Origin of the sequence: Streptomyces bullii (assembly GCF_042657145.1) — a bacterium.
Lineage (GTDB): Bacteria > Actinomycetota > Actinomycetes > Streptomycetales > Streptomycetaceae > Streptomyces > Streptomyces bullii.
Window position 1 is genome coordinate 75178 of record NZ_JBHSNY010000008.1, and the last position, 14726, is coordinate 89903.

General features: G+C 73.2%; 14 protein-coding genes. 9 read left to right on the forward strand and 5 right to left on the reverse strand.

The annotated features are described in order from the left end of the window. The first annotated feature begins 158 nt into the window (after positions 1–158). From cobM to cobC, 6 genes are read left to right on the forward strand one after another with little or no spacing between them, the layout of a single operon-like run. On the forward strand, positions 159–977 hold the full coding sequence (gene cobM, locus ACFPZJ_RS23235) for a precorrin-4 C(11)-methyltransferase (RefSeq protein WP_381024863.1): 819 nt from the start codon (positions 159–161) through the stop codon (positions 975–977). Next, positions 974–2230, forward strand: a complete 1257-nt coding sequence (gene cbiE / locus ACFPZJ_RS23240; RefSeq protein ID WP_381024865.1) for a precorrin-6y C5,15-methyltransferase (decarboxylating) subunit CbiE — start codon at positions 974–976, stop codon at positions 2228–2230. Before cobM ends, cbiE begins: the two co-directional genes overlap by 4 nt. Next, on the forward strand, positions 2227–3915 hold the full coding sequence (gene cobJ / locus ACFPZJ_RS23245) for a precorrin-3B C(17)-methyltransferase (protein ID WP_381024868.1): 1689 nt from the start codon (positions 2227–2229) through the stop codon (positions 3913–3915). Before cbiE ends, cobJ begins: the two co-directional genes overlap by 4 nt. Continuing rightward, positions 3912–4499, forward strand: coding sequence for a precorrin-8X methylmutase (locus tag ACFPZJ_RS23250; protein WP_381024871.1), 588 nt, complete (start codon positions 3912–3914; stop codon positions 4497–4499). The genes cobJ and ACFPZJ_RS23250 overlap by 4 nt, the downstream gene beginning before the upstream one ends. Continuing rightward, a complete protein-coding gene (locus ACFPZJ_RS23255) occupies positions 4496–5437 on the forward strand; it encodes a sirohydrochlorin chelatase (protein ID WP_381024874.1) in 942 nt (313 codons plus the stop codon). Before ACFPZJ_RS23250 ends, ACFPZJ_RS23255 begins: the two co-directional genes overlap by 4 nt. Further along, positions 5427–6518, forward strand: coding sequence for an Rv2231c family pyridoxal phosphate-dependent protein CobC (gene cobC, locus ACFPZJ_RS23260; protein ID WP_381024876.1), 1092 nt, complete (start codon positions 5427–5429; stop codon positions 6516–6518). The genes ACFPZJ_RS23255 and cobC overlap by 11 nt, the downstream gene beginning before the upstream one ends. Positions 6519–7050: 532 nt before the next feature. Here cobC and ACFPZJ_RS23265 read toward each other — a convergent pair. From ACFPZJ_RS23265 to ACFPZJ_RS23285, 5 genes are all read right to left on the reverse strand, one after another. Continuing rightward, the gene (locus ACFPZJ_RS23265) at positions 7051–8148 is read right to left on the reverse strand and encodes an amidohydrolase family protein (protein ID WP_381024879.1); all 1098 of its coding nucleotides are present in this window, start codon (positions 8146–8148) and stop codon (positions 7051–7053) included. A gap of 10 nt (positions 8149–8158) precedes the next feature. Then, positions 8159–8671: a hypothetical protein gene (locus ACFPZJ_RS23270; protein WP_381024882.1), complete on the reverse strand. Its 513-nt coding sequence runs from the start codon at positions 8669–8671 to the stop codon at positions 8159–8161. Positions 8672–8738: 67 nt separating this feature from the next. Then, a complete protein-coding gene (locus ACFPZJ_RS23275; protein WP_381024884.1) occupies positions 8739–9536 on the reverse strand; it encodes an amino acid ABC transporter ATP-binding protein in 798 nt (265 codons plus the stop codon). Further along, positions 9533–10366, reverse strand: a complete 834-nt coding sequence (locus ACFPZJ_RS23280) for an amino acid ABC transporter permease (protein ID WP_381024887.1) — start codon at positions 10364–10366, stop codon at positions 9533–9535. Before ACFPZJ_RS23280 ends, ACFPZJ_RS23275 begins: the two co-directional genes overlap by 4 nt. Then, on the reverse strand, positions 10363–11214 hold the full coding sequence (locus ACFPZJ_RS23285) for a transporter substrate-binding domain-containing protein (RefSeq protein WP_381024890.1): 852 nt from the start codon (positions 11212–11214) through the stop codon (positions 10363–10365). The genes ACFPZJ_RS23280 and ACFPZJ_RS23285 overlap by 4 nt, the downstream gene beginning before the upstream one ends. Positions 11215–11376: 162 nt before the next feature. Between ACFPZJ_RS23285 and ACFPZJ_RS23290 the strand changes: the two genes are divergently transcribed. The 3 genes from ACFPZJ_RS23290 (at position 11377) to ectB (ending at position 14716) form a co-directional block, all read left to right on the forward strand. After that, complete coding sequence (locus ACFPZJ_RS23290; protein WP_381024892.1) at positions 11377–12477, forward strand: pyridoxal-phosphate-dependent aminotransferase family protein; 1101 nt, start codon at positions 11377–11379, stop codon at positions 12475–12477. Between the two features lie 411 nt (positions 12478–12888). Continuing rightward, complete coding sequence (gene ectA / locus ACFPZJ_RS23295; RefSeq protein WP_381024895.1) at positions 12889–13395, forward strand: diaminobutyrate acetyltransferase; 507 nt, start codon at positions 12889–12891, stop codon at positions 13393–13395. Between the two features lie 49 nt (positions 13396–13444). After that, positions 13445–14716 (forward strand): diaminobutyrate--2-oxoglutarate transaminase, encoded by a 1272-nt coding sequence (gene ectB / locus ACFPZJ_RS23300; RefSeq protein ID WP_381024898.1) that lies wholly within the window; start codon positions 13445–13447, stop codon positions 14714–14716. The last annotated feature ends 10 nt before the right edge of the window (positions 14717–14726 follow it).

Below are 14726 nucleotides of genomic sequence, written 5' to 3' on the forward strand. Positions count from 1 at the left end.
GCCGGATACCGGGCCGCTGTGGCCGGGCCGGTCGGACAGGACGGCCACCACCAGCGGCGCGGCCCGGGGCGGGCCCGCCATCGGACCGGGCACCGGTCGCGCACGTGCGACAGCCCGTCACGCACTGACTTCCCACTTGTAGGAGAGGACCGATTCCCATGGCCGATGCCCCCACCGGCAAGGTGACCTTCGTCGGTGCCGGCCCCGGCGCCGCCGACCTGCTGACGTTCCGCGCCGCGCGCGCCATCGCCGAGGCCGACGTGGTGATCTGGGCCGCGAGCCTGGTCCAGGAGGAGGTCCTGCGGCACGCGCGCGAGGACGCGGAGATCCTGGACTCGGCGACGATGTCGCTGGAGGACGTCGTCGCCGTGTACGAGCGGGCCCGCCGGGAGGGCCTGAAGGTCGCCCGGATCCACTCCGGCGACCCGGCCCTGTGGGGCGGCACCCAGGAGCAGGTGGACCGCTGCCGCGACATCGGCATCGGCACGGAGATCGTGCCGGGCGTCTCCTCCTTCTCCGCCGTCGCCGCGCTCGCGCAGCGCGAGCTGACCATTCCCGAGGTCGCCCAGTCCGTCGTGCTGACCCGGCTGGGTGGCGGCAAGACGCCGATGCCGCCCGGGGAGGAGGTCCGCGAGTTCGCCAAGCACGGCACGACCATGGCGATCTTCCTGTCGGCCGCCCGCAGCGGGCAGCTGGTGCGGGAGCTGCTGGAGGGCGGCTACCCCACCAGCACACCGGTCGTCGTGGCCTACCAGGCGACCTGGCCTGAGGAGCTGGTCGTCAGGTGCACGATCGCCACGCTGGAGGAGACGGTCAAGGAGCACAAGCTCTGGAAGCACACCCTCTTCCTGGTCGGGCCCGCGCTCGACGCGCACGGCACCCGCTCGCACCTGTACCACCCGGGTCACTTCCACGGCTACCGCAAGGCCGACCCGGAGGCCCGCAGGGCGCTGCGCTCGCGGGGGGCGAACACATGATCACCGTCGTCGGTACGGGTACCGGCAGCGGCACGGGCACGGGCGCGGGGGTGCCGCTCGACGAGCGGGTGCTCGCGGCGGCGGAGCTCGTCGTGGGCGGGCGGCGGCATCTGGACGCCGTACGGCTGCCGGAGACGGCCGAGCGGATCGTCCTCGGGCCGCTGGCGCCCGCCCTGGACACCATCGAGGAGTACGCCCGCAAGGACCGGCCCGTGGTCGTGCTCGCCTCCGGGGACCCCGGGTTCTTCGGGATCGTGCGGGCGCTGGCCGAGCGGCTGGGGCCCGAGCGGCTGGACGTGCGGCCCGGGGTCTCCTCCGTCGCCGCCGCCTTCGCGCGGATCGGGCTGCCCTGGGACGACGCCGTGGTGACCAGCGCGCACGGGCGGGACCCGCGCACGGCCGTCAACCTGTGCCGCGCCCACCCGAAGGTGGCGGTGCTGACCGGGCCAGGGGCCGGGCCCGCCGAACTGGGCGCCGCGCTGCGGTCGTACGACCGGGTCCTCGTCGTCGCCTCCGCGCTCGGCTCCCCGGACGAGCGGGTGGAGCGGGTCATGCCCGACGAGGCCGCCGCCCGCGACTGGGGCACGGCGGTGAGCGTCGTGCTGTGCCTGGACGAGGCGCGGGCGCTGGGCCCGGCCCGGACCGTCGCGGGAGCGCCCGCGCGGCCCGCCGGGTGGGCGCTGGAGGAGTCCGGGTTCGCCCACCGGGACTCGATGATCACCAAGTTCGAGGTCCGGGCGCTGGCACTGGCCCGGCTCGGGCCGCGCCCCGGCGACCTGGTGTGGGACGTCGGCGCCGGCTCCGGTTCGGTGGCCGTCGAGTGCGCGCGGCTGGGTGCCGCCGTCACCGCCGTGGAGAAGACCGCGGACGGCGTGGAGCGGATCCGTGCCAACGCCGCCGCGCACCGCGTCGACGTCCGCGTGGTGCACGGGGCGGCTCCCGCGGCGCTCGCCGGCCTCGACGATCCCGACGCCGTCTTCGTCGGCGGCGGGGGCCGTGAGCTGCCCGGCATCGTCACGGCGTGCGCGCGGCGCGCCCGTCGGACGGTGGTCGTCGCGATGGCCGCGCTGGACCGGGTTCCGGCCGTGCGCGAGGCGCTGACCCGTGCGGGGTTCGACTGCGACGGGGTGCTGTTGCAGTCGTCGCGGCTGGCGCCGCTGCCGGGGGACGTGACCCGGCTCGCCGCGACCAACCCGGTGTTTCTGCTGTGGGGCGTCAGGTCCCAGGCCCTTAGTGAAGGAGTTGCCCAGTGATCGGCCTGATTTCCGCCACCGCGGCGGGAGCGGCGGCGCGGGACCGGCTGGCCGCGGCGTGGCCGGACCGTACGCGCGTGTACGACGGTCCCGTCGGGGACGCGGTGCGTGCCGCGTTCGCGGAGTGCGAGCAGCTCGTGTGCTTCCTGGCCACGGGGGCCGTGGTGCGGCTGGTGGCCCCGCTGCTGGAGGACAAGAGGTCCGACCCGGGCGTGGTGTGCGTCGACGAGGGCGGGCGGTTCGCCGTGTCCCTGGTGGGCGGGCACGCCGGCGGCGCCAACGAACTCGCCCGGAAGGTCGGGGAGGTGCTGGGGGCCGAGCCCGTCGTGACGACGGCGACGGACGCGGTCGGGCTGTCCGGTCTGGACACGCTCGGTCTCCCGGTGGAGGGGGACGTCGCCGGCGTCTCGCGGGCCCTGCTGGACGGGGCTCCGGTGGCGCTGCGCGCCGAGGTGAGCTGGCCGCTGCCGCCGCTCCCGGTCGCCGAGGACGCCGAGGGCCCCTATGTGATCCGTCTGACGGACCGTCTGGTCGACTCCGCCGACGGGCAGGTGGTGCTGCGGCCGCCGTCCCTGGTCGTGGGCGTGGGCGCCTCCCGCAACGCCCCCGCCGAGGAGGTGCTGGGGCTGGTCGAGGGCGTCCTGCGCGAGGCCGGGCTGTCCGCCGCCTCGGTGGCGGAGCTCGCCACCGTGGACGCCAAGGCCGAGGAACCCGGGATCCTGGCGGCGGCCGAGCGGCTGGGTGTTCCCCTGGTGACGTACGCCGCGGAGGAGTTGGCCTCCGTCGAGGTCCCCAACCCGTCGGACGCGCCGCTCGCCGCCGTCGGTACGCCCTCCGTCGCCGAGGCCGCGGCCCTGCTGCGGGGCGGCGACCTCCTGGTGCCCAAGCGCAAGTCGGCCATGGCGACCTGCGCCGTCGTACGGCGGCCCGGTCGTGGACGGCTCGCGGTGGTCGGGCTCGGCCCGGGCGCCCGGGACCTGCTGACACCGCGGGCGAAGGCGGAGCTGCGGCGCGCCTCGGTGCTGGTCGGGCTCGACCAGTACGTCGACCAGATCCGCGACCTGCTGCGGCCCGGCACCCGCGTCCTGGAGTCGGGGCTCGGCGCCGAGGAGGAGCGGGCCCGGACGGCGGTCGAGGAGGCCCGGCGCGGACAGGCCGTCGCGCTGATCGGCAGCGGGGACGCGGGCGTGTACGCCATGGCCTCCCCCGCGCTCGCCGAGGCGTCGGACGACATCGACGTGGTCGGCGTGCCCGGGGTCACGGCGGCGCTCGCGGCCGGGGCGATCCTGGGGGCGCCGCTGGGCCACGACCACGTCTCGGTCTCCCTGTCCGACCTGCACACGCCGTGGGAGGTCATCGAGCGGCGGGTGCGGGCCGCGGCCGAGGCGGACCTCGTCGTGACGTTCTACAACCCGCGCAGCCGGGGCCGCGACTGGCAGCTGCCGAAGGCCCTCGCGATCCTCGCCGGGCACCGGGAGCCGACGACGCCGGTCGGTGTCGTACGGAACGCGTCGCGGGCCGACGAGTCCAGCCGGGTCACGACCCTGGCGGACCTGGACCCGGTGACGGTCGACATGATGACGGTCGTGACGGTGGGCAACACGGCGACCCGCACGATCGCCGGCCGCATGGTGACGCCGCGGGGCTACCGCTGGCAGCAGGATCCGCAGGAGGAGGCGCGATGAACCGCGTGGTGCATCCCATCGAGCAGGAGTCCTTCCGGCGGCTGCGCGGCCGTCTGGACACCTCGCACTTCCCGCCGCTGACCCGGGCGGTGGTGGAGCGGGTCGTCCACTCCTCCGCCGACCTCGAGTACGCCGGCGACCTCGTCATGGACGAGGGCGACCTGGCGAAGGCGCACGTCGCGCTGCACGCGGGGGCGCCGGTCGTGGTGGACGTGGAGATGGTGGCCGCCGGGATCACCCGGCGGGAGACCGTCTGCCGTCTCAAGGACGCGGTGGCCGGGCCCGGTCTGACGCGTTCGGCGCACGCGATGCGGCTGGCCCACGAGGAGGTGGGCCCGGGGGCGCTGTGGGTGATCGGCTGCGCGCCGACCGCTCTGGAGGAGCTGCTGACCCTGGACGCCTCGCCCGCGCTCGTGATCGGGCTGCCCGTCGGTTTCGTCGGCGCGGCCGAGTCGAAGGCCGCGTTGCGCGAGAGCGGGCTGCCCGCCGTGAGCAACGTGTCCGAGAAGGGCGGTTCGGCGGTCGCGGCCGCCGCGCTGAACGCCCTGCTGTACCACCCGATTTCTGCCGAGGAGACACTGTGACCACCCCGCCCGCCCTGCTCATCGCCGGACACGGCACCCGGGACGACGCCGGAGCCGAGGCGTTCCGCGACTTCGTGCGGGAGCTCGGGCGCCGCAACCCGGGACTGCCCGTCGCCGGCGGCTTCATCGAGCTGTCCCCGCCGCCGCTCGGCGAGGCCGTCACCGAACTGGTGGAGCAGGGCGTACGGCGGTTCGCGGCCGTGCCGCTGATGCTGGTGTCCGCCGGTCACGCCAAGGGAGACATCCCGGCGGCGCTGGCCCGTGAGAAGGAACGCCACCCCGGCATCTCCTACACCTACGGCCGACCGCTCGGTCCGCATCCGGCGCTGCTGAGCGTGCTGGAGCGGCGCGTGGAGGAGGCCCTGGGCTCCTCCCCCGGCGCCGGGCGCGCGCCCGGGGACCGGGCCGACGTGACCGTGCTGCTGGTGGGGCGCGGGTCGACCGACCCGGACGCCAACGCCGAGGTGTTCAAGGCGGCCCGGCTGCTGTGGGAGGGGCGCGGCTACGCGGGCGTGGAGACGGCGTTCGTGTCGCTGGCGGCGCCCGACGTCCCGAGCGGGCTGGACAGGTGCCTGAGGCTGGGGGCTCGGCGGATCGTCGTCCTCCCGTACTTCCTGTTCACCGGCGTGCTGCCGGACCGCGTGCGGCAGCAGACCGAGGGCTGGGCGGCGGCCCACCCGGAGGCCGACGTGCGGTCGGCGGACGTCATCGGGCCGGAGCCGGAGCTGCTGGACCTGGTGATGGAGCGGTACGAGGAGGCCCTGAAGGGCGATCTGCGGATGAACTGCGACTCATGCGTGTACCGGATCGCGCTGCCCGGGTTCGAGGACAAGGTGGGGATGCCCCAGCAGCCGCACTTCCACCCGGACGACGACGGGCACCACCACGGACACGGCCACGGGCATCACCACCACGGCGCGCACTCCCATGCGCACTGAGTCGCCGTCCGGGCCGGACCTGCGGCATCACGGGGACGCGGAGGTCCGGGACGACGGGGCCGCGCTCGTCGACCTCGCGGTGAACGTGCGCGCGGACACGCCTCCGGGGTGGCTGCGCGAGGTGATCGCCGGGTCGCTGGAGGGCCTGGCCGCCTATCCGGACGGGCGGGCCGCGCGGGCCGCGGTGGCGCAGCGGCACGGGCTCCCCGTGGAGCGGGTGCTGTTGACGGCGGGGGCCGCGGAGGCGTTCGTGCTGCTGGCCCGGGCCCTGAAGGTGCGGCGGCCGGTGGTGGTGCATCCGCAGTTCACCGAGCCGGAGGCGGCGCTGCGGGACGCCGGGCACACCGTCGACCGGGTGCTGCTGCGGGAGGAGGACGGCTTCCGGCTGGACCCGGCTGCCGTCCCGGAGAGCGCGGACCTGGTGGTGGTCGGCAACCCGACGAACCCGACGTCGGTGCTGCACCCGGCGGCTTCCGTGGCGGCGCTGGCGCGCCCCGGGCGGGTGCTGGTGGTGGACGAGGCGTTCATGGACGCCGTGCCGGGTGAGCGGGAGGCGCTGGCCGGGCGGACGGACGTGCCCGGGCTGGTGGTGCTGCGGAGTCTGACCAAGACATGGGGGCTGGCCGGGCTGCGCGTCGGGTACGTGCTGGCCGAGCCGGAGATCGTCGCGGAGCTGGAGCGGGCGCAGCCGTTGTGGCCGGTGTCGACGCCCGCGCTGGCGGCGGCCCGGGCGTGCGTCGGGCCGCGGGCGCTGGCGGAGGCGGCGCATGCCGCGCACCGCGTCGCGGCGGACCGGGCCCATCTGGTGGCGGGGCTGTCCCGGTTCGCCGCGGCCGGACTGCGGGTGGTGCAGCCGGCGGAGGGGCCGTTCGTCCTGGTGCGGCTGCCGGGGGCGGCGGACGTACGGCGGCGGCTGAGGGAGGCGGGCTTCGCCGTGCGGCGCGGGGACACGTTTCCCGGTCTGGGCGAGGAGTGGCTGCGGCTGGCCGTGCGGGACCGGGCCACGGTGGACGGGTTTCTGCGGGCGCTGGGGGACGCGGTGGGCCGCCCGCCGACCCACGGGCCCGACCCGGTCGGCTGAGAGAAGCCCCGTGGTCCGGGGTCTCCGCCCCGCACCACGGAGCCTCCCGGACGGCGCGCGGCTCCCGCCCGCCTGTACGGTCCGGGAGGCCGCGCGGGTTCATGCCCGGCTGGACGGTCCGGGAGGCCACGCGGGTTCATGCCCGGCTGGACGGTCCGGGAGGCCACGCGGGTTCGTGCCCGCCTGCCCGATCCCGAGGTCGCGCAGGTTCCTGTCCGCCTGCCCGATGCCGGACCACGCGGCCTCTTGCCCGCCCATCCGATCTGGCGCCGCACAAGTTCTCGCCCGCCCATCCGATCCCGGACGCGCGCGGGGTCCCTGCCCGCCAGTCCTGTCCCCGGAGGTCACGCAGGTTCCTGCCCGCCCATCCGATCCCGGAGGCCACGCGGGGTCCCTGCCCGCCAGTCCTGGGTCCCCGCCCGCCAGTCCTGTCCCGGAGGCCACGCGGGTTCCTGCCCGCCAGTCCGGTCCCAGACGCCGCGCGGGCTCGACCCGCCAGTCCGGTCCCAGACCCCGCGCGGGCTCGACCCGCCTATCCGACCACCCGGCCGTTGAGCACCACCCGCCGCGGTGCGGCCAGTACGCGGACGTCCGTGCGCGGGTCCTCGTCGTACACCACGAGGTCCGCCGGTGCGCCCTCGTCCAGTCCGGGGCGTCCGAGCCATGCGCGGGCCGCCCATGTCGTGGCGGAGACCGCCTCCAGGGGCGGGATGCCCGCGGTGACCAGTTCCGCGGCCTCGGCCGCCGCCAGGCCGTGGGCGAGTGAGCCGCCCGCGTCGGTGCCGACGTACACGGGGATGCCGGCGTCGTAGGCGTTGCGGACGGTGTCGTAGCGGCGGGCGTGGAGCCGGCGCATATGGTCCGCCCAGCGGGGGAACCTGGCGTCGCCGCCCGCGGCGAGCTGCGGGAACGTGGCGATGTTGACCAGGGTCGGGACGATGGCGACACCGCGCTCGGCGAAGAGCGGGATGAGGTCCTCCGTCAGACCCGTGGCGTGCTCGATGCAGTCGATGCCCGCCTCGACGAGGTCCTGGAGGGAGTCCTCCGCGAAGCAGTGGGCGGTGACGCGGGCGCCCAGGCGGTGGGCCTCCGCGATGGCCGCCTCGACCGCCTCGCGGGGCCAGCAGGCGGACAGGTCGCCGAGCTCGCGGTCTATCCAGTCGCCGACCAGCTTGACCCAGCCGTCGCCGCGCCTGGCCTCCTGGGCGACGTACGCGACGAGTTCCTCCGGCTCGATCTCCCAGGCGTAGTTGCGGATGTAGCGGCGCGTGCGGGCGATGTGCCGGCCCGCCCGGATGATCTTCGGTAGGTCGTCGCGGTCGTCGATCCAGCGGGTGTCGGAGGGCGAGCCCGCGTCGCGGATCAGCAGCGTGCCCGCGTCCCGGTCCGTCAGCGCCTGCTTCTCGGCGACGTCCTCGGGGACCGCGCCGTGCCGGTCCAGGCCGACGTGGCAGTGCGCGTCGACGAGGCCGGGCAGGGCCCAGCCCTCGACGGTGCGGACGTCGCGGGCGTCGGTGGGACGGTCGTAGGAGATCCGTCCGTCGACCACCCACAGCTCGTCGCGGACCTGGTCCTCCCGCGGTCCGGTGAGGACCCGTCCCTTCACGTGCAGCACCGCGCGTTCGTTCATGGACCGCACCTTAGACGGTGCCCGAGGAAGTGCGTTCGCCCCGTCGGGCCTCGGCCCGTGCGCGGAGCTCTCCCGCGTAGCCGGCCGCGACCGCGCTCCCGGCGGCGGCCAGCGCGAGCACGGCCACGCCGGGGTTGACGTAGCCGGGCACGTCGTCGCTCGTGAAGTCGTCCCGGCCGTCGGCGGTCTCGCAGACGAAGCGCAGCGGCACGTAGTCGACCGAGTAGCCGATGACGTGGCCGGCGTCCTCCTGGCGGTCCGGCCGGAGGCAGGGGCCGAGCGGCGCGGAGGACGTGCCCCCGTCCTCCGCCTCCAGGACGGCGCCGGCCACGGCGAGCGCGCCCCAGGCGTACAGGCAGACGGCCGCCGCGCCGGTCAGGCCGGCCAGCACGCGGAGCCCGGCCGCAGGGTCCGGGCGCCGCGGGCTTCGGCGGGAGAGGGCCGGCCGGCCGCGGCCGATGAGCGCGACGGCGGCGACCACGACGGTCAGGGCGATCAGGGTGATCAGCGGGTACGGCGGCACCTGGCGAGTCCAGCACTGTCCGCTCGGCCCCGCTGCGCTGGAAGCCACAGTTCCGGCAACGGGAGTGTCACGGCCGGTCCTTCCGACCCACCTGGTCCGACGTCTCCTCCTCCACCTCCGCCATCGCGGGGTCGAGGAGACGGGAGAGGAAGTGGCGGGTGCGTTCGTGGCGCGGGGCGCCGATGACCTGCTCGGGAGTGCCGTCCTCGACGATCACTCCGCCGTCCATGAAGACGACCCGGTCGGCGACCTCGCGGGCGAAGGTCATCTCGTGGGTGACGACCATCATCGTCATGCCCTCGTTCGCCAGCATGCGCATCACGGCCAGGACGTCGCCCACCAGCTCGGGGTCGAGCGCCGAGGTCGGCTCGTCGAACAGCATCACCTCGGGGCCCATCGCCAGCGCCCGGGCGATGGCGACTCGCTGCTGCTGCCCGCCGGAGAGGGACGACGGGTAGGCGGTCGCCTTCTCGGACAGGCCCACCCGGGCCAGGTTCTCGGCGGCGATCCGGGCGGCCTCCGTCTTGGGGCGCCTGAGCACCCGGCGCTGCGGCAAGGTGAGGTTCTCGGTCACCGTGAGGTGGGGGAACAGGTTGAACTGCTGGAAGACCATGCCGATGCGGCGGCGCACGGCGTCGATGTCGACGTCGGGGTCCGTCAGCTCGGTGCCGCCGACGAAGACCTGCCCCTTCGTCGGCTCCTCCAGCAGGTTGACACACCGCAGCAGGGTCGACTTGCCGGAACCGGACGGGCCGATGACGCAGACGACGTCGCCCTGTCCGATCTCCAGGTCGATGCCCCGCAGCACCTCGTTGGTGCCGAAGGACTTGTGCAGGTCGCGGACCTCGATCTCGGGGCGGGTCATTTCACGGCCTCCTGGGCCTTGGCCTCCAGACGGCGGACGACGAAGCCGAGCGGGATCGTGACCAGCAGGTAGCACAGCCCGGCAACGAGGATCGGCGTGGAGTTGGCGGTCTGGCTGGCCAGGTCGCGGCCGTACTTGGACAGCTCGCGCTCCTCCAGGGTGACACCGAGGAACAGCACCAGGGAGGAGTCCTTGAAGAGCAGGACGAGCTCGTTGGTCAGCGGCGGCAGGATGATGCGGAACGCCTGCGGGATGATGATCGACACCATCGCGCGGGCGGGTGAGAAGCCCAGCGAACGGGCCGCCTCCATCTGCCCCTTCGGCACTGCCTGGATGCCCGCGCGGATCGTCTCCGCCATGTACGCGGCGGCCACCAGGCCGAGCGCGAGGGCGACCTTGCCGTAGGTGCCGCCGGGGATCTCGGTGCCCGGGAAGGCCAGCGGCACGGCCACGCCGATGAAGATGAAGATCAGCAGGGCGGGCAGGCCGCGGAAGATCTCGATGTAGACGCCGGCGAGCCAGCGGTAGGGGCCCACGGACGACAGCCGCATCAGCGCGATCACCATGCCGAGGGCCAGTCCTACGGCGAAGCCGGTCACGGTGTAGAGCACGGTGTTCTTCAACGCCAGCGTGATGACGTCGGGGAACATCTGCTCCGCGATGTCCTGCTGCGCGAACTGGTTGCGCAGCCGGTCCCAGTCGGCGAGGACCGCGAAGGCGATCACGGCCGCGACGAAGACGGCGTACTGGACACCGCGCGACACGCCTCGCTTCTGGCGGCGGGTCAGTCCCTTCTTCTTCGGTTGGACGTGCTGGTCCGTGCCGGTCATGAGGCCGACGGGGACGCCGCGGACTCGTCGTACGGGCCGATCCAGCGCTCGTACAGCTCCTTGTACGTGCCGTCGGCCTTCGCGTCGGCCAGCGCCTTGTTGATGGCGGCGAGCAGCTTGGTGTTGCCCTTCTTCACCGTGAAGCCGTACTGCTCACCGGTGTTGATGTTCTCGGCGACCTGGAAGGCGTCGGCGTTCGCCTTGTCCTTCAGCCAGCCCTGCACCACCGGGTAGTCGATGACGACGGCCTTGACCTGGCCGGTGCGCAGGCCGTTGAGGACCGCGTCCGAGGACTCGAAGGAGACCGGGTCGAGGCCCTGCTTCTTCGCGTAGTCCTCGCCGGTGGTCTGCGCCTGGGCGCCGAGCTTCACGCCCTTGGACTTCACGTCGGCGAGCGAGCCGACGCCGCTGTTCTTGTCCACGAGGAGGGCCTGGGTGGCGTTGAAGTAGGGGTCGGAGAAGTCGACGTTCTTCTTGCGCTCTTCCGTGATGGTCATGCCGGCGGCGGCCAGGTCGCACTCGCCGGAGTTGAGGAACGCGCCGGTCTTGAAATTCTCGAAGGGCGTGTCGAGGATCTGCTGCTTCACGCCCAGGTCGTCGGCGACGAGGTCGATGAGCGAGACGTCGAAGCCCTGCACCTTGCCGTCGATCTCGGACTGGAAGGGCGGGTACGGCAGGTGGGTGCAGGTGGTCAGCTGACCGGCCTTGACCAGCTCCACCCCGCCCGCGGCGGTCTTCGTGCCGCTGCCGCCCTCTTCGTCCGAGGCGCAGCCGGCCACGAGCATCAGCCCGGCCGTCGCGGTGGTGGCGGCCAGGATGCGGGCCCTGCGCCCGGGGAACGTGTTCACGGAGGAGCCTCCTGTGAGGGAACGCGAGTTCCGATTATTCCGATTATGGGGAGGAAGCTGGTCTTTCAAACCAGGTCTGGGGCCGGGGGGCGGCCCCGACACCCCGGTTACCCTCGACTGCGTCCACCACCGAGTGACGAGACGAGCGAAGAGAGCACACCCGTGACCCACCCCCTCCTCGACCTGGCCCCCTTGAGCGCCGCGCACTTCGCCTCGATCGAGGACCGGGTGGCGCGGCTGCTCCGCACCGAGCAGGACGTCGTGATCCCGCAGGGCGAGGCGCTGCTGCCGCTGGAGGGAGCCATACGCGGGGTCGCCGGGCCCGGCACCACGGCGCTGAACGTGATCACCGGGCCGTACGGGCAGACCTTCGGGAACTGGCTGAGGGACTGCGGCGCGACGGTGATCGACCTCGCGGTGCCCTTCCACACGGCGGTCACGGCCGGCCAGATCAGTGAGGCGTTCGCGGAGCACCCGGAGATCGACTTCGTGTCGCTGGTGCACGCCGAGGCGGCGACGGGGAACACCAACCCGGTCGCGGAGATCGGGGAGGTCGTGCGGGCGCACGGCGCGCTGTTCCACCTGGACGCGGTGGCGTCGGTCGGCGCGGAACCGGTGCTGCCGGACGCGTGGGGCGTCGACCTGTGCGTGATCGGCGCGCAGAAGGCGATGGGCGGTCCCGCCGGGGTGTCGGCGGTGTCGGTGAGTGAGCGGGCCTGGACCCGCATGGCGGCGAACCCCCGGGCGCCGCGCCGGTCGTACCTCTCCCTGCTGGACTGGAAGGAACGCTGGATCGACGGCGGCCGCAGGGCGCTGCCGCACGCTCCCGCACAGCTGGAGATGCTGGCGCTGGAGGCGTGCGTCGAGCGGATCGAGCGCGAGGGGCTGGAGACCGTGATGGCGCGGCACGCGTCGGCCGCGGCGGCCACCCGGGCCGGGGCGCTCGCGCTGGGCGGGGGCCTGGAGCCGTACGTGCACGAGGTCGCGCAGGCGGCGCCGGTCGCCACGACTTTGCGGGCACCGTCCGGTGTCGTGGCCGCGGAGCTGGTGCGTCGGGCGCTGGAGGCCGACCCGGCGGTGCCGCTGGCCGCCGGTGGAGGCCCGCTGGCCAAGGAGATGATCCGGGTCAACCACTACGGCGCCGACGCCACCCGGGCAGCAGTGCGGTCGAGCCTGACGGCACTGGGTTTCGCCCTGGCCGAGAGGGGCCTGGACGTGGACGTGGCGGAGGCGCTGAGGGCGGCGGAAAGGGCCTGGCAGTAGGAGCGGGCCTGGCGCCGGGAGACGAACCGGCGCCGGAGTCCCATCGGGCTCACACACGGGCGTGAACGTATCGACGGAGTGACCGTAGCCTGGATTCAGCGTAATTCCGGGAATTGCATTCCTACACTTTCCGTGGGTAGCTTCCCGTTTTCTTCTGCCCGCTTCTCCCGAACCTAAACGCAAAGATTCTGCGAACGCGGAACGACGTGATTCGGGCAGATCTCGTAAGGGTTACACGGTTGTGACGCGTTACACATCACCGCCGCTTTGTCCGGTATTTTCCGGACAGACCGCGTCATTCTTCCGTCGTCTCGCGCGAACCCACGCGCCCGCGTGATAACACACGTCGCGCTTGTACGTAACCCCGCAGGGCGATGCAATTTCGAATTTCGCTCGGTAAATTCGCTTCGCATGACTGCCGCACAAGCAGACCTGCAAATCGATCGTCCGTCGGTGGCGGACGGGGCCGCGTTGTGGCGGATAGCGAAGGACTCGAAGGCTCTCGACCTGAACTCGTCGTACAGCTATCTGCTGTGGTGCCGCGACTTCGCCGCCACCTCGGCCGTCGCACGCGACGAGCACGGCGAGCCCGTCGGCTTCATCACCGGCTACGTCCGGCCGGACAGCCCGGGCACCCTGCTCGTCTGGCAGGTGGCGGTGGACGAGGCCCACCGCGGTCGCGGGCTCGCCGCCGCACTGCTCGACGGGCTGGCCACGCGTGCCGTCGCGGAGCACGGGGTGACCACCGTGGAGACCACCATCACCCCGGGCAACACCGCCTCCGAGCGCCTGTTCACGTCGTTCGCCGAGCGCCGCGGCGCCCGGCTGGAGCGCGAGGTGCTGTTCGACGCGGGCCTGTTCCCCGACGGCCCGCACGATCCCGAGGTCCTGTACCGCATCGGCCCCCTGTCCCAGTGACCCTTCCGACTCCCCCCGACCTCCCCCACGCATCGAGGAGCGATTCGTCGTGACCATCACCCAGCCCGACCTGAGCGTCTTCGAGACCCTCGAGTCCGAGGTGCGCAGCTACTGCCGCGGCTGGCCGACCGTCTTCGACCGTGCGGTGGGCAGCCGCATGTACGACGAGGACGGCCACGAGTACCTCGACTTCTTCGCCGGAGCCGGCTCACTCAACTACGGGCACAACAACCCCGTGCTGAAACGGGCGTTGATCGACTACCTGGCACGGGACGGCGTCACCCACGGCCTCGACATGTCGACGACGGCCAAGCGCGCCTTCCTGGAGTCCTTCCAGAACCTGGTGCTGCGCCCGCGCGACCTGCCGTACAAGGTCATGTTCCCGGGCCCGACCGGCACCAACGCCGTCGAGGCCGCGCTGAAACTGGCGCGGAAGGTCAAGGGCCGCGAGGCCATCGTGTCCTTCACCAACGCCTTCCACGGCATGTCGCTGGGCTCGCTGGCCGTGACCGGCAACGCCTTCAAGCGGGCCGGTGCCGGCATCCCGCTGGTGCACGGCACGCCCATGCCGTTCGACAACTACCTCGACGGTCAGGTCCCGGACTTCCTGTGGTTCGAGCGGCTGCTGGAGGACCAGGGCTCCGGCCTCAACCGCCCGGCCGCGGTCATCGTCGAGACCGTGCAGGGCGAGGGCGGCATCAACGTCGCCCGGGCGGAGTGGCTGCGCGGGCTCGCCGAGCTGTGCGAGCGGCGCGACATGCTGCTGATCGTCGACGACATCCAGATGGGGTGCGGTCGTACGGGCGCGTTCTTCTCCTTCGAGGAGGCCGGGATCACGCCCGACATCGTCACCGTGTCCAAGTCCATCAGCGGCTACGGCCTGCCCATGTCGCTGTGCCTGTTCAAGCCCGAGCTGGACGTGTGGGAGCCGGGCGAGCACAACGGCACCTTCCGCGGCAACAACCCCGCCTTCGTCACCGCGACCGCGGCCCTGGAGGCGTACTGGGCGGACGGCTCGGCGATGGAGAAGCAGACCCGCACGCGCGGCGAGCAGGTCGAGCAGGCGCTGATCTCCATCACCGAGGAGAACCTCGCCGACGTCAAGGAGTACCGGGGCCGCGGCCTGGTGTGGGGCATGGAGTTCCACGACAGGACGCGGGCCGAGCGTGTCGCGCGGCGCGCTTTCGAACTCGGCCTGCTCATCGAGACGTCCGGCCCCGAGAGCGAGGTCGTCAAGCTGCTGCCCGCCCTGACCGTGACCCCCGACGAGCTGGACGAGGGACTGACCACGCTCGCCCGCGCCGTCCGCGAAACCGCCTGAACCGCGTGCA